This window comes from Methylomonas montana, assembly GCF_030490285.1.
Lineage (GTDB): Bacteria > Pseudomonadota > Gammaproteobacteria > Methylococcales > Methylomonadaceae > Methylomonas > Methylomonas montana.
Genome location: NZ_CP129884.1, coordinates 3,697,900 through 3,721,202, shown reverse-complemented (window position 1 = coordinate 3,721,202; position 23,303 = coordinate 3,697,900). Strand labels below are relative to the sequence as shown.

General features: G+C 48.3%; 19 protein-coding genes and 5 tRNA genes. All 24 read left to right on the top strand.

The window, feature by feature from the left end:
- Positions 1-62: 62 nt before the first annotated feature.
- The 24 genes from QZJ86_RS17195 to tuf (QZJ86_RS17080) all read left to right on the top strand — a co-directional run bounded on the left by QZJ86_RS17195 (position 63) and on the right by tuf (QZJ86_RS17080) (position 23,298).
- Positions 63-1,787 carry a tetratricopeptide repeat protein gene (locus QZJ86_RS17195; RefSeq protein ID WP_301671705.1) on the top strand — a complete coding sequence of 575 codons (1,725 nt, stop codon included), beginning with the start codon at positions 63-65 and terminating at the stop codon, positions 1,785-1,787.
- Positions 1,784-2,353: a lipoprotein insertase outer membrane protein LolB gene (lolB, locus tag QZJ86_RS17190; RefSeq protein ID WP_301671704.1), complete on the top strand. Its 570-nt coding sequence runs from the start codon at positions 1,784-1,786 to the stop codon at positions 2,351-2,353. The genes QZJ86_RS17195 and lolB overlap by 4 nt, the downstream gene beginning before the upstream one ends.
- A 5-nt stretch (positions 2,354-2,358) precedes the next feature.
- On the top strand, positions 2,359-3,225 hold the full coding sequence (gene ispE, locus QZJ86_RS17185; protein WP_301939018.1) for a 4-(cytidine 5'-diphospho)-2-C-methyl-D-erythritol kinase: 867 nt from the start codon (positions 2,359-2,361) through the stop codon (positions 3,223-3,225).
- 9 nt (positions 3,226-3,234) lie between these two features.
- Positions 3,235-3,309 (top strand) — tRNA-Gln (locus tag QZJ86_RS17180).
- Between the two features lie 35 nt (positions 3,310-3,344).
- On the top strand, positions 3,345-4,298 hold the full coding sequence (locus QZJ86_RS17175; protein WP_301671703.1) for a ribose-phosphate diphosphokinase: 954 nt from the start codon (positions 3,345-3,347) through the stop codon (positions 4,296-4,298).
- Between the two features lie 45 nt (positions 4,299-4,343).
- A complete protein-coding gene (locus QZJ86_RS17170; RefSeq protein WP_301671701.1) occupies positions 4,344-4,940 on the top strand; it encodes a 50S ribosomal protein L25/general stress protein Ctc in 597 nt (198 codons plus the stop codon).
- Positions 4,941-4,962: 22 nt separating this feature from the next.
- On the top strand, positions 4,963-5,532 hold the full coding sequence (gene pth, locus QZJ86_RS17165; RefSeq protein ID WP_301671700.1) for an aminoacyl-tRNA hydrolase: 570 nt from the start codon (positions 4,963-4,965) through the stop codon (positions 5,530-5,532).
- Positions 5,533-5,592: 60 nt separating this feature from the next.
- A tRNA-Tyr gene (locus tag QZJ86_RS17160) sits at positions 5,593-5,677 on the top strand.
- Positions 5,678-5,695: 18 nt separating this feature from the next.
- Positions 5,696-5,769, top strand: a tRNA-Gly gene (locus tag QZJ86_RS17155).
- 20 nt (positions 5,770-5,789) lie between these two features.
- A tRNA-Thr gene (locus QZJ86_RS17150) sits at positions 5,790-5,865 on the top strand.
- A gap of 37 nt (positions 5,866-5,902) precedes the next feature.
- Positions 5,903-7,093, top strand: a complete 1,191-nt coding sequence (tuf, locus tag QZJ86_RS17145; protein ID WP_301671687.1) for an elongation factor Tu — start codon at positions 5,903-5,905, stop codon at positions 7,091-7,093.
- Positions 7,094-7,128: 35 nt separating this feature from the next.
- Positions 7,129-7,204: transfer RNA gene (locus tag QZJ86_RS17140), tRNA-Trp, on the top strand.
- Positions 7,205-7,241: 37 nt separating this feature from the next.
- Positions 7,242-7,622, top strand: coding sequence for a preprotein translocase subunit SecE (gene secE / locus QZJ86_RS17135; RefSeq protein WP_301671699.1), 381 nt, complete (start codon positions 7,242-7,244; stop codon positions 7,620-7,622).
- Positions 7,622-8,155 (top strand): transcription termination/antitermination protein NusG, encoded by a 534-nt coding sequence (nusG, locus tag QZJ86_RS17130; protein WP_301671698.1) that lies wholly within the window; start codon positions 7,622-7,624, stop codon positions 8,153-8,155. Before secE ends, nusG begins: the two co-directional genes overlap by 1 nt.
- 99 nt (positions 8,156-8,254) lie before the next feature.
- Positions 8,255-8,686, top strand: a complete 432-nt coding sequence (rplK, locus tag QZJ86_RS17125; RefSeq protein ID WP_301671696.1) for a 50S ribosomal protein L11 — start codon at positions 8,255-8,257, stop codon at positions 8,684-8,686.
- Positions 8,686-9,381 (top strand): 50S ribosomal protein L1, encoded by a 696-nt coding sequence (rplA, locus tag QZJ86_RS17120; RefSeq protein ID WP_301671695.1) that lies wholly within the window; start codon positions 8,686-8,688, stop codon positions 9,379-9,381. The genes rplK and rplA overlap by 1 nt, the downstream gene beginning before the upstream one ends.
- Positions 9,382-9,573: 192 nt before the next feature.
- A complete protein-coding gene (rplJ, locus tag QZJ86_RS17115) occupies positions 9,574-10,068 on the top strand; it encodes a 50S ribosomal protein L10 (RefSeq protein WP_026147170.1) in 495 nt (164 codons plus the stop codon).
- A 46-nt stretch (positions 10,069-10,114) separates the two neighbouring features.
- Complete coding sequence (gene rplL, locus QZJ86_RS17110; RefSeq protein ID WP_301671694.1) at positions 10,115-10,483, top strand: 50S ribosomal protein L7/L12; 369 nt, start codon at positions 10,115-10,117, stop codon at positions 10,481-10,483.
- Positions 10,484-10,607: 124 nt separating this feature from the next.
- Complete coding sequence (gene rpoB, locus QZJ86_RS17105) at positions 10,608-14,684, top strand: DNA-directed RNA polymerase subunit beta (RefSeq protein ID WP_301671693.1); 4,077 nt, start codon at positions 10,608-10,610, stop codon at positions 14,682-14,684.
- 73 nt (positions 14,685-14,757) lie between these two features.
- The gene (gene rpoC, locus QZJ86_RS17100; protein ID WP_455429810.1) at positions 14,758-18,957 is read left to right on the top strand and encodes a DNA-directed RNA polymerase subunit beta'; all 4,200 of its coding nucleotides are present in this window, start codon (positions 14,758-14,760) and stop codon (positions 18,955-18,957) included.
- A gap of 145 nt (positions 18,958-19,102) precedes the next feature.
- Positions 19,103-19,477, top strand: coding sequence for a 30S ribosomal protein S12 (gene rpsL, locus QZJ86_RS17095; RefSeq protein WP_013820393.1), 375 nt, complete (start codon positions 19,103-19,105; stop codon positions 19,475-19,477).
- A 13-nt stretch (positions 19,478-19,490) separates the two neighbouring features.
- On the top strand, positions 19,491-19,961 hold the full coding sequence (gene rpsG, locus QZJ86_RS17090) for a 30S ribosomal protein S7 (RefSeq protein ID WP_301671690.1): 471 nt from the start codon (positions 19,491-19,493) through the stop codon (positions 19,959-19,961).
- A gap of 24 nt (positions 19,962-19,985) precedes the next feature.
- The gene (gene fusA, locus QZJ86_RS17085) at positions 19,986-22,079 is read left to right on the top strand and encodes an elongation factor G (RefSeq protein ID WP_301671689.1); all 2,094 of its coding nucleotides are present in this window, start codon (positions 19,986-19,988) and stop codon (positions 22,077-22,079) included.
- A 28-nt stretch (positions 22,080-22,107) separates the two neighbouring features.
- On the top strand, positions 22,108-23,298 hold the full coding sequence (gene tuf / locus QZJ86_RS17080) for an elongation factor Tu (RefSeq protein ID WP_301671687.1): 1,191 nt from the start codon (positions 22,108-22,110) through the stop codon (positions 23,296-23,298).
- The last annotated feature ends 5 nt before the right edge of the window (positions 23,299-23,303 follow it).

The window sequence follows — 23,303 nt, the reverse complement described above, 5'->3', positions numbered from 1 at the left end:
TCAGGGGCTTTTTCTGGTAATCTATCGTCAATAATTTCTCAAAAAATGGGTCAATAGATTGCATGAAAAAATGGATAGCCATCGCAATATTTTTATCTTTATCCGGATGCGCGGTATCGCCCGAGAAAGAACCCGAAGCGCAGGGTGCGGAGAACAAGCCCGAGGGGCTGGAAAGCCGGGTTAATCGCAATACGGTGATCGATGAAGAAGTGCTGTATTTGTTGATGGCCGCTGAATTGGCTGGGCAGCGCAATCAGTACGATTTGGCGATGGACGCCTATTTACAAGCCGCCAAGCGTGTCGATGATCCCCGGATCGCGGAAAGGGCGGTTAAAATCGGGCTGTTTTTGAAAGACGAGCAGCGTACTCGTGAAGCATTGACGGTTTGGTTGGCCAAGGACGGTAAGAATTTGGCGGCCAGAAAATTTGCCGTGTTGTTGGCGATTAAAAACGCCGACCGGAATGCGGCGGTTGAGAATATCAATGCGATGTTAGCCGACGATCCAGCCGGTTTCGAGGCGGGTTTGCTGGAAATGAGTAAATTATTGGAAAAAGAAGGCCGCACCCAGTTTACTTACGATGTCTTGGAGGAAGTGGCGAACGAGCACCCGGCGCAAGCCAGTGTGTTTTTCGTGCAAGCGGTTTTAGCGTCGGTTTTGCAGAATAACGAGTTGGCGCAACAAAAAATCAATCAAGCCTTGCTGATAGCACCCGACTGGAATAAGGCGGTGATTTTTCAAGCGCAATTGGCCGGCCGGTCCGGCGATTTGCCGAAAGCCCGCGAGCTATTGGAAAAAGCCGTCAAGCAAGCGCCGGAAGATGCACAGCTTCGAAAAATGTTGCTGGAGGTGCTGATCAACAGTCGCGATTACGACGATGCCATCAAGCTGTGTCAGAGCGTACTCGAAGATAAACCGGACGATGCCGAAACCTTATTCACGCTGGCCCTGATCCATATGCAACAGGGGCAGGTTGATAAAGCCGAAAATGTGCTTGAAAAACTGCTGAGCAATCCGGAATGGGAAGGGCAGGCCAGTTTTTATTTGGGCAAAATCGAACTCGATCAGCAGCATCCCGATAAGGCCTTAACTTGGTTCGATAGGGTGGGTGAGGGTAATTACGCTTTCGATGCCGATATGGCGGCGGTGTCTTTGCTGATGAATCAAAAGCGGCTTGACGAGGTCGAGACGCGCATCAAACGGATGGATAGCAAATATCCGGAACAGCATTTGCGAATATTGATGGTGAAGGCTGAACTTTACAATCAACTGAGTAAATATCAGGAAGCCTTTGATGTGTTGACGCAGGCCTTGAAAGACGTGCCGGACAATCGGGAGGTGCTGTATGCCCGGGCCCTGGTTGCCGAGCGCTTGGACAAGTTGGATGTGTTGGAAGCGGATTTGTTAAAAATACTGGACAAGAAGCCGGACGATGTCGGCGCGTTGAATGCGCTGGGCTATACCTTGACCGATAGAACTCAACGCTATGACGAAGCGGCTAAATATTTGGAGCGCGCAATTGCCTTGCAGCCCGATGAGGCGGTGGTGATCGACAGTTATGGTTGGTTGCAGTTTAAATTAGGTAAGGTCGAGCGAGCCTTGGAATATCTGCGCAAAGCCTACGAGAAGCAGCCCGAAAACGAAATTGCGGCGCATATTGCCGAGGTGTTGTGGACTACGGGCGAGCAGAAAGAGGCTAAGGCGCTTTTCGATAGCGTCTATAAAAAATCGCCCGATGACGAGTATTTGCTCGAATTTAAAAAGCGCTTTCTGCAAAACGGGCAATGATAATTAATAGGATTCTATTGTTTTTGTCGGCTTTGCTGCTGACGGCTTGCTCTTCGGTGTCGGACAAGCCGATTGATGTTTATCAATTGGCTGATATGCGGCCCTTGCAGCAACAGAAGCAATGGTATTTCGAGGGGCGTTTGGCGTTGGCGGACGAGCGGGATTCTATTTCGGCGTCGGTCAATTGGCGACATGACCTGGAGCGGGATGATATCGAATTCACCGGGCCGCTGGCGCAAGGTCGGCTGTTGATAACGGTTGTGGCGGATACGGTGATTGTCGACGACGGTGATAAGCGGCAGGAGTTTCGCGGGCCGGTTGAAGATGTGTTGGCTGAGCAGTTTGGCGTTGTGATGCCGGTGAATGCTTTGAAATATTGGGTGCTGGGGGTGGTTGATCCTCGGCAGCAGTTTGTAGAGTGGGCTGATGGTTTTATGCAGGCCGGTTGGCGGGTGAGTTTCAAGGAAATGCAGCGGGTCAATGCCGTATTGCTGCCGCGGAAAATCAATGCGGAAAAAGATAAAACAAGAATTAAATTAGTAGTGGATCAATGGGATTTGTCGTGACGGAAATGCAAGAAAACAGGGTGGGATGGGGCGAAAAATGGCCGGCGCCGGCAAAGCTAAATTTAATGTTGAGGATCACCGGCCGCCGTCCGGATGGCTATCATCTGCTGCAAACAGTATTTCAAATTATTGATTTGTGCGATTGGATCATTTTCCATCCTGCGGAAGACGGACGAGTGTTCTTGCGAAATCCCATTCCAGGCGTACCCGAACAGGATGACTTGACCGTTCGTGCTGCAAATTTATTGAAAGAATATGCCGGTTGCACATCGGGTGTGTGTATCGAGGTCGAAAAAAATCTGCCGATGGGCGGCGGTTTAGGCGGCGGGAGTTCCGATGCCGCAACGACTTTGGTGGTGTTAAATGAATTGTGGGATTTGAAGTTGCCGGTCCAAAAGCTGATGGAGTTGGGTTTGCAGTTGGGTGCGGATGTCCCGGTCTTTGTTTATGGTTACACCGCTTGGGGAGAGGGTGTTGGCGAGCAGTTAAGGCCAATAGTGATTCCGGAGCAATGGGTTGTGGTGATCAAGCCGGACTGTCATGTTAATACCAAACAGATTTTTTTAGCAAAAGAGTTGACAAGAGATAGTAAAACCATCACAATGCGCGACTTTCTTGCAGGGGATTCGCGGAACGATTGTCTCCCGGTTGTTAGCAAGATGTATCGAGCGATAGAAGAGGCAATGGATGCTTTATCTATTTATGCGGAAGCAAGATTGACGGGGACTGGGGCGTGTGTGTTTGCTCAGTTTGACTCGGAGGAGTCCGCTCGTGATGCTTATTCAGCATTAAGTGAAAAGTGGTCGGTTTATTTGGCTAAAGGGCTGAGTAGATCGCCTCTGTATGGAAAGTTAGGACAGGGATCGGTTTAATCAATTTAATGGGCTGTCGCCAAGCGGTAAGGCACGAGGTTTTGATCCTCGCATACCAAGGTTCGAATCCTTGCAGCCCAGCCATAATCTCCAAACAATAATCCCTTGGGAGTGCTTGAATGCGTGAAGCCTCGGTAATGGTATTCTCGGGTAATGCCAATAAGGCGTTGTCTGAAGGTATTGTGAAGAAGCTCAATATGCGCCTGGGCATGGCTAGCGTCGGACGTTTTAGCGATGGCGAGATTTTTGTTGAGATAGAAGAGAATGTTAGGGGTAGGGATGTCTTCGTGATCCAGCCTACCTGTGCACCCACCAACGAGAACTTGATGGAGTTGTTGGTGATGATAGATGCGCTAAGGCGAGCATCTGCGGCGCGGATTACTGCGGTAATGCCTTACTACGGTTACGCGCGTCAAGATAGGCGATCGCGGTCGGCCAGGGTTCCTATCACTGCTAGGCTGGTTGCCGATATGATAGGTAACGCCGGTGCGGATAGGGCGCTAACGGTTGATTTGCATGCCGATCAAATTATGGGGTTCTTCGGGATTCCTGTGGATAATGTCTACGCCTCGCCGATTTTATTAGGCGACATCTGGCGGCAGGAATATCAGAATTTGATCGTTGTATCGCCGGATGTGGGTGGAGTGGTCAGGGCTAGGGCGATTGCCAAGCGCTTGGGCGATGCCGATTTGGCTATCATCGATAAGCGAAGACCGCGGCCGAACGTCTCCGAAATTATGCACATAATTGGAGATGTCGAGGGGCGGACCTGTGTCATGGTTGATGATCTGGTTGATACTGCTGGTACCCTGTGTCATGCGGCTGAAGCATTAAAGAAACATGGTGCCGAGAAAGTTGTGGCCTACTGTACTCATCCGGTATTGTCTGGCTCGGCTGCGGAAAACGTTGAAAAATCGGTTCTTGATGAATTGGTTGTCACGGATACAATCCCGTTGACGCAAGAGTTGTCGGCGGTAAGCAAGATTAGGCAGTTGAGTGTTGCGGAAATGCTGGCAGAAACAATACGGCGAATAGCGGTTGGTGAGTCTGTAAGCTCGCTTTACGTTGATTGATGAGAATTAAAGTAGTGCTTGTGGAACAAGCTTTTGGAGAAAAAGATGGCTAACGTGTTTGAATTTGTTGCAGAAGCTCGCAGTGCCTCGGGCAGTAGCGCGGCCAAGATTGTTCGTCGGAAGGGTAAGGTGCCTGCCGTGATTTATGGCGGTAATAGTGCGCCTGAGATGTTGTTGCTGGATCATAATGAAATTGTTAAGCATTTGGTGCATGAGGCGGTCTATTCGCACGTGCTGGATGTAAAAATTGATGGCAAAACAGAAAAAGCTGTTTTGAAGCATATACAGCGTCATCCGGCAAAGCCACAGATCTTGCATATGGATTTCATGCGTGTTGATGCGACGCATAAGTTAAAAGTTCACGTGCCGCTGCATTTTATTAACGAAGCTATTTCAGCCGGCGTCAAAAAAGGCGGCGTCGTGACGCATGCCATGGTTGATGTTGAGGTGTTGTGCATGCCTTCGGCGTTGCCTGAATTTATCGAGGTCGACTTGGCAAATGCTGATATCGGGTCAACGATTCATCTTTCTGATTTGGTATTGCCGGCTAGTGTTGAGATTGCTGCGTTGCAGCACGGTGCTGAGCACGATCATCCTGTCGTCCAGATTGTTAAAACCAGAACAACTGAAGAAGCCGAATAAGGCTGCGTCAGTTTTAGGTTGAATGATTAAGTTGATTGTTGGCTTGGGTAATCCGGGTCAGCAGTATGAAAAAACCCGGCATAATGCCGGGTTTTTGTTTGTCGATTATCTTGCGGATCTTGCGGGAGTTCGTTGGGTGGGTGCTAGCCAGTTTCATGGTGAAATAGCTGAGTGCAATATTTCGGGAAGCAAGGTTATTTTATTAAAGCCAGCAACATTCATGAATAAGAGTGGTATGTCTGTTGGAAAATTGTTGAGATATTACAAGTTTAGCGCTGAAGATATGCTTGTGGTACATGATGAGCTTGAGTTGTCTGAAGGCGCGGTTAAGTTGAAGCGGGATGGCGGTCATGCGGGGCATAATGGGCTTCGTGATATTATCGCGCATATCGATTCGAGGGATTTTTACCGGCTGCGGATTGGTATTGGTCGTCCTGTTGTGGGCAAGAATGTGGCAGATTATGTTTTGTCCAAATTGTCTAGTGATGGTCAGCTAAACTTGGCAAGTCTGTTCGATGCGTTGTCCAAAAAGTTAGATGCGCTGATTGTTGGTGATTTGACTGCCATTAATGATTTACAAATTTCGCGTTAATTTTTATAAAACTGCTTGACTAAATTTATCTAAACGAGGATAATTGACTGATTAAGTAAAGGAGGGGTTCCCGAGCGGCCAAAGGGATCAGACTGTAAATCTGCCGGTTCTACCTTCGGAGGTTCGAATCCTCCCCCCTCCACCACCAAATTTAATGGGATCTGCGGGTGTAGTTCAATGGTAGAACTCCAGCCTTCCAAGCTGATTGCGTGGGTTCGATTCCCATCACCCGCTCCATTCTTCGGGGTAAGATACTTGCTCATATAGCTCAGTAGGTAGAGCACTTCCTTGGTAAGGAAGAGGTCACCGGTTCAAATCCGGTTATGAGCTCCAGTTTGGGTTGATTGTTTTGTTGTAGGGTGTTTTTATCATGGCTAAAGAAAAATTTGAAAGAAAGAAACCGCACGTGAACGTAGGTACGATTGGTCACGTTGACCACGGCAAAACCACGTTGACAGCGGCGTTAACAAAAGTCATGGCCGAGCTGCAAGGCGGCGAAGTCAAGGCCTTTGATCAAATCGACAACGCCCCCGAAGAGCGCGCTCGCGGCATCACGATTTCCACTTCACACGTGGAATACGAATCGGCTAACCGCCACTATGCGCACGTCGACTGCCCAGGCCATGCTGACTACGTTAAAAACATGATTACCGGCGCAGCTCAAATGGACGGCGCGATTCTGGTTTGTTCTGCTGCGGATGGTCCGATGCCGCAAACTCGCGAACACATTCTGTTGTCTCGCCAAGTAGGTGTGCCATATATTGTGGTATTCCTGAACAAAGCGGACATGGTTGACGATGCTGAGCTGATCGAACTCGTCGAAATGGAAATTCGCGAACTGTTGAACCAATACGAATTTCCAGGCGACGATACCCCGATCATCGTCGGTTCTGCATTGAAAGCACTGGAAGGCGATACCAGTGAAATCGGCGTACCGTCTGTCGTTAAACTGGTCGAAGCGCTGGATAGCTATATTCCAGAGCCAGAGCGTGCTATCGACGGTAAATTCCTGATGCCAATCGAAGACGTATTCTCAATCTCCGGTCGCGGCACCGTGGTAACCGGTCGTGTTGAGCGTGGCATCATCAAAGTCGGCGAAGAGGTCGAGATTGTCGGTATTAAAGATACCGTCAAAACCACCTGCACCGGTGTCGAAATGTTCCGTAAATTGCTCGACCAGGGGCAAGCGGGCGACAACGTGGGTGTGTTGCTACGTGGTACTAAAAGAGACGACGTTGAACGTGGTCAAGTATTGGCGCACGTCAACTCCATCAAGCCGCACGCGCATTTCAAAGCAGAAATCTACGTACTGTCCAAAGAAGAGGGTGGTCGTCATACGCCATTCTTCAACGGCTATCGTCCGCAGTTTTACTTCAGAACCACCGACGTAACCGGTGCGGTTGATCTGCCGGAAGGTGTGGAAATGGTGATGCCGGGCGATAACATCGCGGTGACCGTTAAATTAATTTCACCGATTGCGATGGAAGACGGTTTGCGCTTCGCGATTCGCGAAGGTGGTCGTACCGTCGGTGCGGGTGTTGTTGCTTCTATTATCGAGTAACACCTGTTGGTTGATTCAAAATATATTTTCTGAATAGGTCAGTAGTTCAATTGGTAGAGCAGCGGTCTCCAAAACCGCAAGTTGGGGGTTCGAGTCCCTCCTGGCCTGCCATTCAGAAGATTTCTATAATTTTATTCAAGTTAACTAAATGAACGCACATGCAGAAGAAGTCACCTCGGTGGTTGACATTGTAAAGCTGGCTTTATCTTTGGTATTTGTGATTGCCGGTATTGCAGCGTTCTATTATTTTTCAGACTTCCAGCTCCTTTATCGGGTTTTGCTTTTGGTGTTTGTTATTGGGGCGGCGGCGGCCGTTTGCTTTACGACAGCGAAAGGACGCGGTCTGTGGGGGTTTATGCTGGAGTCCAAGCAAGAGTTCAAGAGAATTGTTTGGCCAACAAAGGACGAAGCAGTTCGTACTACGCTGATGGTCTTTTTGATGGTTTTTATTGTGGGCTTAATACTTTGGTTACTCGATATGTTTTTATTTTGGGGTGTCCAGCTTCTGATGAGCCAGGGGATTAAATAATGACGCTACGCTGGTATGTTGTTCACGCGTATTCCAATTTTGAGAACAAAGTTAAACAAGCTTTGGAAGAGCGCATTAAACGGGAAGGTTTGCAGGAGTTTTTTGGAAAAATTCTAGTGCCTACCGAAGAAGTTGTTGAAATGCGGATGGGGCAGCAGCGTAAAAGTGAGCGAAAGTTCTTTCCCGGGTATGTGTTGGTGCAAATGGAATTGAATGACGAAACCTGGCACTTGGTTAGAAACGTCCCGAGAGTTTTAGGCTTTATCGGTGGGGCTTCCGATCGCCCTTCGCCTATATCGGAAAAAGAAGCGATGGCTATTTTGAACCGTGTTGAGGAAGGCGTTAACAAGCCTCGGCCTAAGGTTTTATTTGAAGTCGGTGAAGTTGTACGGATTATCGATGGTCCGTTTAAAGACTTCAACGGTAACATTGAAGAAGTTAATTACGAAAAAAGTCGCTTACGCGTTTCTGTTCTTATTTTTGGTCGATCTACACCCGTTGAATTAGAATTTGGACAGGTTGAAAAAGTCTAATTTACAGTTCGAGATTTTTATGAATCCCTGTCATTTTTATGGCCGGGATTTTTGTTTGTTGGGGAGCTGGAAAGCGTTTGTACCCGTTAGGAGCATATAATGGCAAAAAAAATTGATTCGTATATCAAGCTGCAAGTAAAAGCAGGCGAGGCAAATCCTAGCCCGCCTATCGGTCCTGCTTTGGGTCAACGCGGTGTTAATATTATGGAGTTCTGCAAGGCATTTAATGCTAGAACTCAAGACGTGGAAAAAGGCTTGCCTTTGCCTGTCGTCATCACAGTTTATAGCGATAAAAGTTTTACTTTTATTACTAAAACGCCTCCAGCTTCCGTTTTGCTGAAAAAAGCAGTAGGGATAAAAAGCGGTAGCAGCAAACCTAATTCTAATAAAGTGGGCACCGTAAGCCGTGCTCAGTTAGAAGAAATTGCAAAAACCAAAATGGAAGATTTGAACGCGGCGGATTTGGAAGCGGCGATCAGAATTATTGCGGGAAGCGCTCGCAGCATGGGCTTGAACGTGGAGGGCGTGTAATGGCAAAAGTGACCAAAAAAGCGAAAGCTATCAAAGAAAAGGTAGTTAGAAGTAAACAGTATTCTGTTGGCGAAGCGGTAGCGCTGTTAAAAGAATTCGCTAACAGCAAATTCGACGAATCTGTTGATGTCAGTGTCAATTTAGGCGTAGATCCACGTAAATCCGATCAAAATGTTCGCGGCGCCTCTGTATTGCCGAACGGTACCGGTAAAACGGTTAGGGTTGCTGTGTTTACGCAAGGCCCTAATGCTGATGCGGCTCGCGAAGCGGGTGCCGATATCGTTGGTATGGACGATTTAGCCGAACAGGTCAAAAGAGGCGAAATGAACTTCGATGTGGTTATCGCTTCTCCGGATGCGATGCGCGTGGTTGGTCAATTAGGTCAAATTCTAGGTCCAAGAGGCTTGATGCCTAACCCTAAAGTCGGCACCGTGACACCAGACGTCGCAACCGCTGTGAAAAATGCCAAGTCAGGTCAGGTTAGATACCGTACCGACAAAGCCGGCATTATTCACTGCTCAATTGGTAAAGTGTCCTTCGACGAAACAGCTTTGAAACAAAATCTGGAATTTTTGATTTCAGATCTTAAAAAAGCTAAACCAACAGCTGCCAAAGGCGTGTATCTGAAAAAGATTGCATTATCTTCGACCATGGGTCCTGGCTTGTGGATTGATCAAGGCAGTATCGACATTTAAGAAATTAACAAGTTGTAAGGCTTTGGGTTGCCGAGTTATCGGCAACCGTCAAAGACCGTAGGTGCGAAAGCTTAATTTTCCTACGCAGACGGGAGCTGGAGCCGCAAAGTTGGTGAAAGGGACCGTGAAAGGGGCATCGAAAGATGCGTTTCATAGATTCCGATGCATCATCGGAAAGTACCGGAGGTAGATGTGGCACTCAATTTAGATAGCAAAAAAGTTGTCGTAGAGGAAGTTGCTGAATTCGCCGCTAAAGCCCACTCTGCCATTGCGGCTGAGTATCGGGGTTTGACAGTTACCGAATTGACGGAACTGCGCAAAACCGCGAGAGAAACGGGTGTTTATTTGCGCGTAGTCAAAAATACACTGGCTAAACGTGCTGTCGCTGGGACTGAGTTTGAATGTATGCAGGAAGGACTGGTTGGTCCTTTAATTCTGGCATTTTCCATGGAAGATCCAGGCTGCGCGGCACGACTCATCAGCGAATTCTCCAAAGGCCATAACAAACTGATCGCAAAAGTAGTTGCGATTGGCGGACAGGCTTTTGACGGATCGGAGCTGGATAGATTGGCAAGACTGCCAACCCGTGACCAAGGTATCAGCATGCTGATGTCGGTCATGAAAGCACCGGTTGAGAAACTCGCACGGACTCTGGCTGCAATCAGAGACGAGAAAGAAGCGGCATAATCTCGCGTTAACCAGTTAAAACTCATTAATTTTAGAGGAATACACAATGGCAATTTCACAACAAGACATCTTGGAAGCAGTCTCTAACATGACTGTGATGGAAATCGTTGATCTTATTTCAGCGATGGAAGAAAAATTCGGCGTTTCTGCCGCCGCCGCAGTAGCTGTTGCAGCTCCTGTAGCCGCAGCTGTTGTTGAAGAACAAACCGAATTCGATGTTATTTTGACCGGTTTCGGCGAAAACAAAGTAGCGGTTATTAAGGCGGTTCGCGGTTTGACAGGTCTGGGCTTAAAAGAAGCCAAAGACGCCGTTGAAGGCGCTCCAACAACTGTTAAAGAAGGCGTTAGCAAAGCTGAAGCTGAAGCCGCTAAAAAAGAACTTGAAGACGCTGGCGCAACTGCCGACATCAAATAAGTATCTTGATTGCATATCAGGCGTAAGCCTACCAAACCGGGCTGGCGGCATTTTGCCGTCGGCCTTTTACTGTTTGTAAAAAACAGTAGTAAATAATCTCTGACGACGAAGGTATAGAAGCAATATGGCCTATTCTTTTACCGAAAAAAAGCGTATCCGTAATAATTTTGGGAAAGGTACTGAAGTACTTGAAGTTCCCTATCTTTTGGCAACACAAATTGATTCGTATGCGAATTTCTTGCAGTCTGGCATAGAGCCGGATAAAAGACGCAATCAAGGGCTGCATGCCGCATTCTCCAGCGTTTTTCCGGTAGTGAGTCACTCCGGCTATGCCGTATTGGAGTATGTTAAATATCGCTTGGGGGAACCCGCTTTCGATGTAAGAGAGTGTCAACAGCGCGGTGCTACTTTTTCAGCTCCGCTACGCGTATTAGTGCGGCTGGTTATCTATGATAAAGATGCGCCAGCCAATACCAAGGTCGTAAAAGACATTAGAGAGCAAGAAGTTTACATGGGTGAACTGCCGCTGATGACCGATAACGGTACCTTCGTTATCAACGGTACTGAGCGTGTTATCGTTTCGCAATTGCACAGATCGCCAGGGGTGTTCTACGATCACGATAAAGGTAAAACCCATTCGTCAGGGAAACTGCTGTTCAATGCTCGGGTCATTCCCTATCGCGGCTCATGGTTGGATTTTGAATTCGATCATAAAGATGCCGTTTATGTGCGGATAGACAGACGCCGAAAAATTCCGGCGACTATTTTGTTGCGGGCTTTAGGTTATGAAAACGAAGAAATGATCAAAATTTTCTTCGAAACCAATAAGTTCTCATTGAGCGCCGACAAATTAATGTTCCATGTAATTCCGGAAAGATTACGTGGTGAAATGGCCGTGTTCGATATTAAACATGACGGCAAGGTCATCATCGAAGAAGGCCGCAGAATTACCGCCAAGCATGTACGCCAGTTGGATAAAGCCGGCGTGACCGAAATCGAGGTGCCTAGAGACTATTTGTACGGGAAAATCCTCGGACATAACGTTATTGATACGTCGACTGGCGAATTGTTGGCCAATGTCAACGATGAGCTCAGCGAGAACCTGTTGCAAAAATTGATCGACGCCGGTGTCGCCGAGATCAACACCTTATATGTCAACGATTTGGATAGAGGTCCTTACATCTCCAATTCGATGCGCTTGGATACCACCACTAACCGTCTGGAAGCGCTGGTGGAAATTTACCGGATGATGCGTCCTGGTGAGCCGCCTACCGTGGAATCTGCGGAAAATCTGTTCGAAAATCTGTTTTTCACCGATGAGCGTTATGACTTGTCCGCTGTTGGTCGGATGAAATTCAATCGTCGTTTGGGTCGTGAAGAAACCGAAGGCTTGGGTACGCTCAGTAAAGAAGACATCATCGATGTGCTGAAAGAACTGATCAAAATCAGAAACGGCAATGGCACTGTCGACGATATCGACCATTTGGGTAACAGGCGCGTGCGTTCCGTCGGTGAAATGATCGAGAACCAGTTCCGAATTGGCTTGGTCAGAGTCGAGCGCGCAGTCAGGGAGCGTTTGACCTTGGCAGATTCCGAAGGCTATATGCCACAGGAAATCATCAACGCGAAACCTGTATCTGCGGCAGTCAAAGAATTCTTTGGTTCCAGCCAGTTGTCGCAGTTTATGGACCAAAACAATCCGCTGTCGCAAGTCACCCATAAACGCCGGGTTTCTGCTTTGGGCCCAGGTGGTTTGGCCAGAGAGCGAGCTGGATTTGAGGTTCGCGACGTTCACACCACTCACTATGGCCGAGTTTGCCCTATCGAAACGCCAGAGGGTCCCAATATCGGTTTGATTAACTCTTTGTCGGTTTACGCCAGAACTAATGAGTATGGCTTCCTGGAAACCCCTTACCGAAAAGTGGTAGATGGCAAAGTCACCGATCAAGTGGATTACATTTCCGCGATCGAAGAAGGCGAGTACGTGATCGCGCAGTCCAGCGTGGCTGTTGACGAAAGCGGCAAACTGGTCGAAGGTCTAGTGTCTTGTCGGTATAAAGACGAATTCACCTTGGCTTCGTCCGACACCGTGCAATATATGGACGTATCGTCCAAGCAGATCGTATCGGTTGCGGCGTCTATTATTCCGTTCCTTGAGCATGATGACGCGAACCGCGCGCTGATGGGTTCGAACATGCAACGTCAAGCGGTCCCCACTTTGCGCGCCGAAAAACCGCTGGTTGGTACCGGTATGGAACGCGTAGTTGCGAAAGACTCAGGTGTGACAGTGGTCGCTACCCGTGGTGGTCGTATCGAAGCCGTCGATGCTGGTCGTATCGTGGTGCGTGCCAACGATAACGAAACCGTAGCTGGCGTGCCGGGTGTCGATATTTATAACTTGATCAAATACACCCGTTCCAACCAGAACACCTGTATCAACCAAAAACCATTGGTTAAATTGGGCGACATTGTTAGGGCTGGCGATATTTTGGCCGACGGTCCATCTACAGACCTCGGCGAATTGGCGCTGGGTCAAAATATGTTGATCGCCTTCATGCCTTGGAACGGTTATAACTTCGAAGACTCCATTTTGGTGTCCGAGCGGGTGGTCAAAGAAGATCGATTTACGACCATTCATATCGAGGAAAAAACCTGCGTTGCTCGCGAGACTAAACATAGTCCTGAAGAGATCACCGCCGATATTCCGAACGTCAGTGAAGAAGCATTATCCAAACTTGACGAGTCCGGTATCGTTTACGTCGGTGCCGAAGTCAAAGGTGGCGATATTCTGGTCGGCAAGGTCACGCCAAAAGGCGAAACCCAGCTGACGCCGGAAGAAAAATTGCTGAGAGCGATTTTCGGTGAGAAAGCGGCCGATGTTAAAGATACTTCATTGCGGGTGCCCGGCAACGTTCGGGGTACCGTTATCGATGTGCAGGTCTTTACTCGTGATGGCGTTAAGAAAGATAAGCGCGCGCTGGAGATCGAGGAAGCCGAAATCAAGCGCTACCGTAAAGACTTGGATGACCAGTTGAAGATTGTCGAGCACGACATTTTCGCCAGGGTTAAAACTCTTTTGGCGGGTAAAAAAGCTGAAAAAGGTCCGAACGGTTTGAAGAAAGGCGACGAAATCAGTGCCGGTTATCTCGATGGACTGGTGCCATCCGAATTGCTGAAAATTCGTACTCAAGACGAAGACGTTAATCTGCAATTGGAAACAGTGGCGGAGCACGTCGAACAACAAAGAAAAGAGTTCGACGAACGTTTCGAACAGAAGAAGAAAAAAATCACCATGGGCGACGATTTGGCGCCAGGTGTGCTGAAAATGGTCAAAGTGTATTTGGCCGTTAAAAAGCGGATTCAGCCTGGCGACAAAATGGCCGGCCGCCACGGTAACAAAGGTGTTATCTCGCAAATTGTGCCGATCGAAGATATGCCTTATACCGCAGACGGTAATCCAGTCGACATCCTGCTGAACCCATTGGGTGTACCTTCGCGGATGAACGTCGGGCAGGTGCTTGAGACTCACTTGGGATGGGCAGCTAAGGGCTTGGGTATCAAGATTGGCAAAATGCTGGAAGCGCAGGCCAAGGTTCAGGAGATCAGGGGTTTCTTGGAGCAAATCTACAATTGCAGCGGTAGGAAGGAAGATTTGAATACCTTCTCGGATAAAGAAATTGTGGAGATGGCTGTCAATCTGATCAGTGGTGTGCCGATGGCGACCCCGGTATTCGATGGTGCTTCCGAAGAAGATATTCGTACCATGCTACGTTTGGCCGATTTACCCGAGCACGGTCAAACCGTGCTTTACGATGGTTTGACTGGCGAACCGTTCGAACGCGAAGTCACGGTCGGTTACATGTATATGCTGAAATTGAACCACTTGGTGGATGACAAAATGCATGCGCGTTCCACTGGTCCATACAGTCTCGTCACGCAACAGCCGTTGGGCGGTAAAGCGCAGTTCGGCGGTCAGCGTTTCGGTGAGATGGAGGTTTGGGCGTTGGAAGCCTATGGCGCCGCATACACATTGCAGGAAATGTTGACGGTCAAGTCCGACGACGTGACAGGCAGAACCAGAATGTACAAAAACATTGTCGATGGCAATCACTCGATGGAAGCCGGTATGCCGGAATCCTTCAACGTATTGGTCAAAGAAATACGTTCGTTGGCAGTGAATATCGAAATGGAACAAGATTAATTCCGTTCTTTGTGAGATAGATTCTGGACAATATCGGATAACATTTAAAGAGGATAAGCTCTTGAAAGATTTAATGAATTTCTTAAAACGTCAAGGTCGTACAGATGATTTTGACAATATCCGCATTGGTTTGGCCTCTCCAGACATGATCCGTTCGTGGTCGTACGGCGAAGTCAAAAAGCCTGAAACGATCAATTATCGTACTTTCAAGCCAGAGCGCGACGGTTTGTTTTGCGCCAAAATTTTCGGACCGATCAGCGATTACGAGTGCTTGTGCGGTAAATACAAGCGTCTGAAACACCGCGGCGTTATCTGCGAAAAATGCGGTGTAGAAGTTACTTTGTCTAAAGTGCGTCGGGAAAGAATGGGCCATATCGATTTGGCCAGCCCCGTCGCGCATATCTGGTTCTTGAAATCGCTACCTTCCAGGATCGCTTTGTTGCTGGATATGACCTTGCGTTCCATCGAACGCGTGTTGTATTTTGAGACATTCGTCGTAATTGATCCCGGCATGTCGCCTTTGGAAAAAGGTCAACTTCTGACCGACGAAGAATATTTGAACGCCATTGAAGAACATGGTGATGATTTTGCCGCGAAAATGGGTGCGGAAGCGATCTATGATTTGCTGAAGTCAATTGATTTAAAAGAAGAAATCAATACTTTGCGCGAAGAAATCAATGCGACTAATTCAGATACCAAGATCAAAAAGTATTCGAAACGTCTTAAAGTTATAGATTCTTTGCTGGCGTCCAACAATCGTCCGGAATGGATGATCATGACGGTTCTGCCGGTATTGCCGCCGGAGCTGCGTCCGTTGGTACCTTTGGATGGTGGCCGCTTTGCCACTTCCGATTTGAATGACCTGTATCGCCGTGTCATTAACAGAAACAACCGTCTGACTCGGTTGTTGGATCTGAATGCACCGGACATCATCGTTCGCAACGAAAAACGCATGCTGCAAGAAGCGGTTGATGCTTTGTTGGATAACGGTCGTCGTGGTCGTGCGATTACCGGTAGCAACAGACGGCCGCTGAAATCTTTGGCGGATATGATCAAAGGTAAGCAAGGCCGTTTCCGTCAAAATCTGCTGGGTAAACGGGTCGATTATTCCGGTCGTTCGGTAATCGTGGTTGGTCCGACGTTAAGACTGCATCAGTGTGGTTTGCCGAAAAAAATGGCGTTGGAATTATTCAAGCCATTTATTTTCAGTAAGTTACAGTTGAGAGGCTTGGCGACTACTATCAAAGCCGCGAAGAAAATGGTCGAGCGGGAAGGCGCCGAAGTATGGGATATTCTCGAAGAAGTGATTCGAGAGCATCCGGTGCTGTTGAACCGTGCTCCTACCCTGCATAGATTGGGTATTCAAGCGTTTGAGCCTATTTTGATCGAAGGCAAAGCTATCCAATTACATCCATTGGTTTGTAGCGCGTTTAATGCTGACTTCGACGGCGACCAGATGGCTGTGCATATTCCGTTGTCGATCGAGGCACAGTTAGAAGCGCGTACCTTGATGATGGCAACGAATAACATTTTGTCGCCGGCTAACGGCGAGCCCGTGATCAACCCGTCGCAAGACGTGGTATTGGGGCTCTACTACATCACCCGTGAAAAAGTTAACGCGGTAGGTGAAGGCAGTATCTTTGGCGATTTATCAGAAATCATGTTGGCCTTGGATAGCAAGTCTGTCGAATTGCAGACCAAGATCGAAGTGCGAGTCACTGAGAAATTGAAAAATGCCGATGGCGAGTTTGAAACGATAGTAAGCCGGAAGAAAACCACCGTTGGTCGTGCGATTGTCTGGGGCATAGTCCCAGATGGCATGCCATATGAGTTGGTTAATGTTGATATGACCAAGAAAAACATTTCAAGGTTGATTAACTATAGCTACCGTTATCTGGGTATTAAAGAAACCGTGATGCTGGCGGACAAGATCATGTATTTGGGCTTCAAATACGCTACGCGTTCCGGGGTATCGTTCGGTATCGAAGACATGGAAATCCCTGTCAAGAAAGCGGATATTATCCGTTCGGCCGATGCCGAAGTTAATGAAATCCAGAATCAGTATGCATCCGGTTTGGTTACCGATGGCGAACGCTATAACAAAGTGGTCGATATCTGGTCTCGCGCCAACGATCAGGTGGCGAAAGTGATGATGGAAGGTCTGGGGGAGGATGAAGTCGTCAACTCCAAAGGGGAGACGGTTAAACAAAAATCCTTCAACTCTATCTTTATGATGGCCGAGTCGGGTGCGCGGGGTTCCGCGGCGCAGATTCGTCAGTTGGCTGGGATGCGCGGATTGATGGCTAAGCCGGATGGTTCGATCATTGAGACGCCGATTACCGCGAATTTCCGGGAAGGTCTGGACGTATTACAGTACTTTATTTCAACTCACGGTGCTCGCAAAGGTTTGGCCGATACAGCGCTGAAAACCGCTAACTCCGGTTATTTGACCCGTCGTTTGGTGGACGTCGCCCAGGATTTGGTTATTGCCGAATCTGACTGCGGTACTCAAAACGGTCTGACGATGATGCCGATTATCGAAGGCGGCGATGTTGTCGAGCCTTTGGTTGATCGCGTTTTGGGACGTGTCGCGGCGGTGGATGTCACCGATCCCGCCGGCAACAATGTATTGATACCTGCCGGTACCATGATCGACGAAAACTTGGTCACCGTTTTGGAAGATAACGGTATCGACAAGATGTTAGTGCGTTCTGTCATTACTTGTGAATCGCGCCAAGGTGTTTGCGCCAAATGCTATGGTCGTGATTTAGGTCGTGGGCATTTGGTTAACATAGGCGAGGCGGTCGGCGTGGTAGCGGCTCAGTCGATCGGTGAGCCTGGTACGCAGTTGACGATGCGGACGTTCCACATTGGTGGTGCCGCGTCTCGTTCCGCTGCGGTCAGTAATGTTCAAGTCAAATCGAGCGGTAGCGTAAAACTGAATAATCTGAAAACCGTCAAAAATAGAGAAAACAACCTGGTCGCCGTTTCACGGTCAGGCGAGGTCGGCGTGATGGATGATTACGGGCGTGAGCGCGAGCGTTATAAAATTCCTTATGGTGCTGTATTGTCGGTTGGTGACGGTAGCCCGGTCAGTGCTGGTGATATTATCGTTAATTGGGATCCGCACACTCATCCGGTTATCACCGAAGTAGACGGTTTCATACAGCTGATCGACTTCATGGACGGCATTACCGTTCAGGAGCAATCTGATGACGTGACCGGCTTAACGTCGCGCGTGGTTACCGATCCTAAGCAAAGAAGCTCGGCTGGTAAAGAGTTGCGGCCTATGGTTCGACTCATTGACGAGCAAGGCGGTCAAATTAACCTGCCTGGCACCGATATACCTGCTCAATATTTCTTGCCTGCCGGCGCGATTGTGGGCGTTAAAGACGGCGGAGAAGTGAAAGTCGGTGACGTCTTGGCGAGAATTCCGCAAGAATCCAGTAAAACCCGTGATATTACCGGCGGTTTGCCGCGGGTTGCTGATCTGTTCGAAGCGCGTAAAACCAAAGATCCGGCCATTCTGGCGGAAGCAACTGGTATGGTCGCTTTCGGCAAGGAAACCAAAGGCAAGCAACGCGTCATCATCACCGATTCCGAAGGCGAGCAATATGAGACGCTGATTCCAAAATGGCGGCACATTACTGTATTCGAGGGTGAGTTCGTCGACAAAGGCGAAACTATCGCCGAAGGTGAATTGACTCCTCACGATATTTTGAGATTGCGAGGCATTGAAGAGCTAGCGGATTATTTGGTTAAAGAAATTCAAGATGTTTACCGTTTGCAAGGTGTGAAAATCAACGATAAGCATATTGAGGCGATCATTCGTCAGATGCTTAGAAAAGTTGAGGTCACAGCTTCTGGTGACAGTGATTTCGTTAAGGGTGAGCAAGTTGAGCGCACTACAATTAATGCGGTTAATGATCAACTTGAAAAAGAAGGGAAAATTCCCGCAAGTTATGATTCTTTGCTGTTGGGTATCACTAAAGCGTCATTGGCTACTGAGTCATTTATTTCTGCCGCGTCATTCCAGGAAACCACGAGAGTGCTAACCGATGCGGCGGTAAGAGGTATTAGTGATCCTTTGAACGGACTCAAAGAAAACGTAATCGTCGGTCGATTGATCCCGGCAGGCACCGGCTTGGCTTACCATGAGCAGAGGCGTAAGAGAAGGCTTGCCGACTCTTTGTCGGGTGGGGAAACTTCTTCGCAAGCCATTGAAGTAGTTGACGTTGAAGAAGCCTTGAAGCAAGCATTGAATGTAGAATAGAAAGTCGCAAAAATGCTTGACCTGGTTCCTTTGTAAAGGTATTATGCTCTGCTCGCATCAGCCAAGAGATTTGGGCGGAGTAATATCAGTCTGTGTTTCCGTAGATATATTACTTATTAACATTGCATATTCGGAGTAGTTAAGAATGGCCACGATCAATCAGTTGGTCCGTAAGCCTCGTGCTAAAAAAATAGAGAAGACCAATGTTCCGGCATTGGAAGCCTGTCCGCAAAGACGTGGCGTCTGTACTCGGGTTTATACCACAACCCCTAAAAAACCTAACTCAGCTTTGCGTAAAGTGGCAAGGGTGCGTTTGACCAACGGTGCCGAGGTTAGTAGTTATATCGGCGGTGAGGGGCATAATCTTCAAGAGCACTCGGTTGTGTTGATCCGTGGTGGTCGTGTGAAAGATTTGCCGGGTGTTCGGTATCACGTGGTTCGTGGAAGTCTTGATACTTCTGGTGTTAAGGATAGAAAGTGTGGTCGCTCCAAATATGGCGCCAAAAGACCTAAGAAATAAAGGCTGGTAACAGATGTCAAGAAGAAGAGTTGCTGCAAAAAGAATCATTAATCCGGATCCGCGTTTTGGTAGTGATATGCTGTCAAAGTTCATGAATATGATCATGGAGGACGGTAAGAAATCGGTCGCAGAGAAAATCGTTTACGGTGCTTTGGATGTTATCGAAGGCAAAGGCCATAAGGAGTCTTTGGATTTGGTTGCTAAGGCGTTGGAAAATGTTCAGCCACGTGTCGAGGTTAAGTCTCGTCGTGTTGGTGGTGCGACTTACCAGGTGCCTGTCGAAGTTCGTCCGGCTAGACGGATGGCGTTATCTATGCGTTGGTTGATCGATGCCGCGCGTAAGCGTAACGAAAGGACAATGGCTGCGAAGCTGGCTGGTGAGTTATTGGATGCGTCTGAAGGTCGCGGTGCGGCTGCTAAGAAGCGCGAAGACACCCATAGAATGGCGGAAGCAAATAAAGCGTTTGCTCATTATCGCTGGTAATAAAAGTTAGATTAGGTTGTTGTTGTGGCTCGTAAGACGCCTATAGATCGGTATCGTAATATAGGCATCATGGCGCATATTGATGCTGGAAAGACTACAACAACCGAGCGCATCCTGTTTTATACGGGTGTTTCTCACAAGATAGGTGAAGTCCATGATGGTGCTGCTACCATGGACTGGATGGAGCAGGAGCAGGAGCGAGGTATAACGATCACTTCTGCTGCGACGACTTGCTTTTGGTTTGGAATGCAAAAGCAGTATCTGGAGCATCGAATAAACATTATCGATACGCCTGGGCATGTGGACTTCACGATTGAAGTCGAGCGCTCATTGCGAGTTCTGGATGGTGCTTGTGCAGTGTTTTGCGCGGTAGGTGGGGTTGAGCCTCAATCGGAAACCGTCTGGCGTCAGGCAAATAAATACGGCGTTCCGCGTTTGGCGTTTGTGAACAAGATGGATCGTTCCGGGGCGGATTTTTTACGCGTCGCTGAGCAGATTAAATCAAGATTGGGTAGCACTGTAGTGCCGATGCAGTTGCCAATCGGCGCAGAAGAGTCGTTCAAGGGAGTTGTCGACCTGTTGAAAATGAAGGCGATCTATTGGGACGAATCCAATATGGGTGTCGGCTTTGAGGAAAAGGAAATTCCAGTTGAAATGCTCGGAGACGCCGAAAAATGGCGCGAGCGCATGATAGAAGCAGCAGCAGATGCTTCTGAAGAATTAATGGATAAATACCTGGAACAAGGTATTTTGACAAACGATGAAATCAAACAAGGCATAAGAGCGCTTGTTTTACAGAATAAGTTAGTGCCCGTTTATTGCGGGTCAGCCTTCAAGAACAAAGGGGTGCAGTGTGTTCTTGATGGTGTAATTGATTTTCTACCGTCTCCGGTCGATGTTAAGCCTGTTAAAGGGCATCATGATTCCGAAGAAGAGGTGGTGAGGTCTGCAAAAGACGAAGAGCCGTTTTCGGCCTTGGCTTTCAAGATTGCTACTGATCCATTCGTTGGTACGCTGACTTTTTTTCGGGTTTATTCTGGTGTGCTTAACACGGGCGATGCCGTTCTAAACTACGTAAAAGGTAAGAAAGAACGTATTGGTCGCATAGTGCAAATGCACGCGAATAGTCGCGTAGAGATCAACGAAGTAAGAGCGGGCGATATAGCGGCGCTTATCGGGTTAAAAGATGTTACCACTGGCGATACGTTGTGCGACATCAATGCGCCGGTTCTTTTGGAAAAAATGGATTTTCCAGAACCAGTCATAGCGGTGGCGGTCGAGCCAAAGACTAAGGCTGATCAAGACAAGATGGCGAATGCTCTTGCAAAGCTGGCGCAAGAAGATCCATCTTTTAGGGTTAGCAGCGATGCCGAGTCTGGACAGACCATAATTTCAGGGATGGGTGAACTGCACTTGGAAATCATCGTAGACAGGATGAAAAGGGAATTTAATGTCTCTGCTAATGTGGGCGCGCCACAAGTTGCCTACAGAGAGACGATTAGAAAATCCGTAGAATGCGAAGGCAAATTCATCAGGCAGTCTGGTGGTCGCGGTCAGTATGGGCACGTATGGTTGCGCATTGAACCAAGGGAGTTGGGTTCCGGCTACGAGTTTGTTAATGAGGTCGTGGGCGGCGTAGTGCCGAAAGAATATATTCCCGCGATCGATAAAGGCGTGCAAGAGCAGATGGAAAACGGTGTGTTGGCTGGTTTTCCAGTAGTTGATGTAAAGGTTAGTTTATTCGATGGTTCATATCATGATGTCGATTCGAATGAAATGGCTTTCAAGATAGCGGGATCTATGTGTTTCAGGGATGGAGCCAAGACTGCAAATCCTGTGTTGCTGGAACCCATTATGAAAGTTGAGGTGGTTACACCTGCTGAATATATGGGTGAGGTTGTCGGTGACATAAATCGACGTAGAGGCATTATTCATGGCATGGAAGATGTGCCCGCCGGCAAGGTGATTGAATGTGAAGTTCCTCTCGCAGAAATGTTTGGCTACGCAACCGATGTTAGGTCAGCAACTCAGGGCAGAGCAACGTACAGTATGCAGTTTGAAAAATATAACGAAGCACCTGCAAATATTGCGGAAGCGATTATTAGAAAAGTATCTTAAATTCTTTATAAATATCAGGTATTGAATCATGGCTAAAGAAAAATTTGAAAGAAAGAAACCGCACGTGAACGTAGGCACGATTGGTCACGTTGACCACGGCAAAACCACGTTGACAGCGGCGTTAACAAAAGTCATGGCCGAGCTGCAAGGCGGCGAAGTCAAGGCCTTTGATCAAATCGACAACGCCCCCGAAGAGCGCGCTCGCGGCATCACGATTTCCACTTCACACGTGGAATACGAATCGGCTAACCGCCACTATGCGCACGTCGACTGCCCAGGCCATGCTGACTACGTTAAAAACATGATTACCGGCGCCGCTCAAATGGACGGCGCGATTCTGGTTTGTTCTGCTGCGGATGGTCCGATGCCGCAAACTCGCGAACACATTCTGTTGTCTCGCCAAGTAGGTGTGCCATATATTGTGGTATTCCTGAACAAGGCGGACATGGTTGACGATGCTGAGCTGATCGAACTCGTCGAAATGGAAATTCGCGAACTGTTGAACCAATACGAATTTCCAGGCGACGATACCCCGATCATCGTCGGTTCTGCATTGAAAGCACTGGAAGGCGATACCAGTGAAATCGGCGTACCGTCTGTCGTTAAACTGGTCGAAGCGCTGGATAGCTATATTCCAGAGCCAGAGCGTGCTATCGACGGTAAATTCCTGATGCCAATCGAAGACGTATTCTCAATCTCCGGTCGCGGCACCGTGGTAACCGGTCGTGTTGAGCGTGGCATCATCAAAGTCGGCGAAGAGGTCGAGATTGTCGGTATTAAAGATACCGTCAAAACCACCTGCACCGGTGTCGAAATGTTCCGTAAATTGCTCGACCAGGGTCAAGCGGGCGACAACGTGGGTGTGTTGCTACGTGGTACCAAAAGAGACGACGTTGAACGTGGTCAAGTATTGGCGCACGTCAACTCCATCAAGCCGCACGCGCATTTCAAAGCAGAAATCTACGTACTGTCCAAAGAAGAGGGTGGTCGTCATACGCCATTCTTCAACGGCTATCGTCCGCAGTTCTACTTCAGAACCACCGACGTAACCGGTGCGGTTGATCTACCGGAAGGTGTGGAAATGGTGATGCCGGGCGATAACATCGCGGTGACCGTTAAATTAATTTCACCGATTGCGATGGAAGACGGTTTGCGCTTCGCGATTCGCGAAGGTGGTCGTACCGTCGGTGCGGGTGTTGTTGCTTCTATTATCGAGTAATCAAG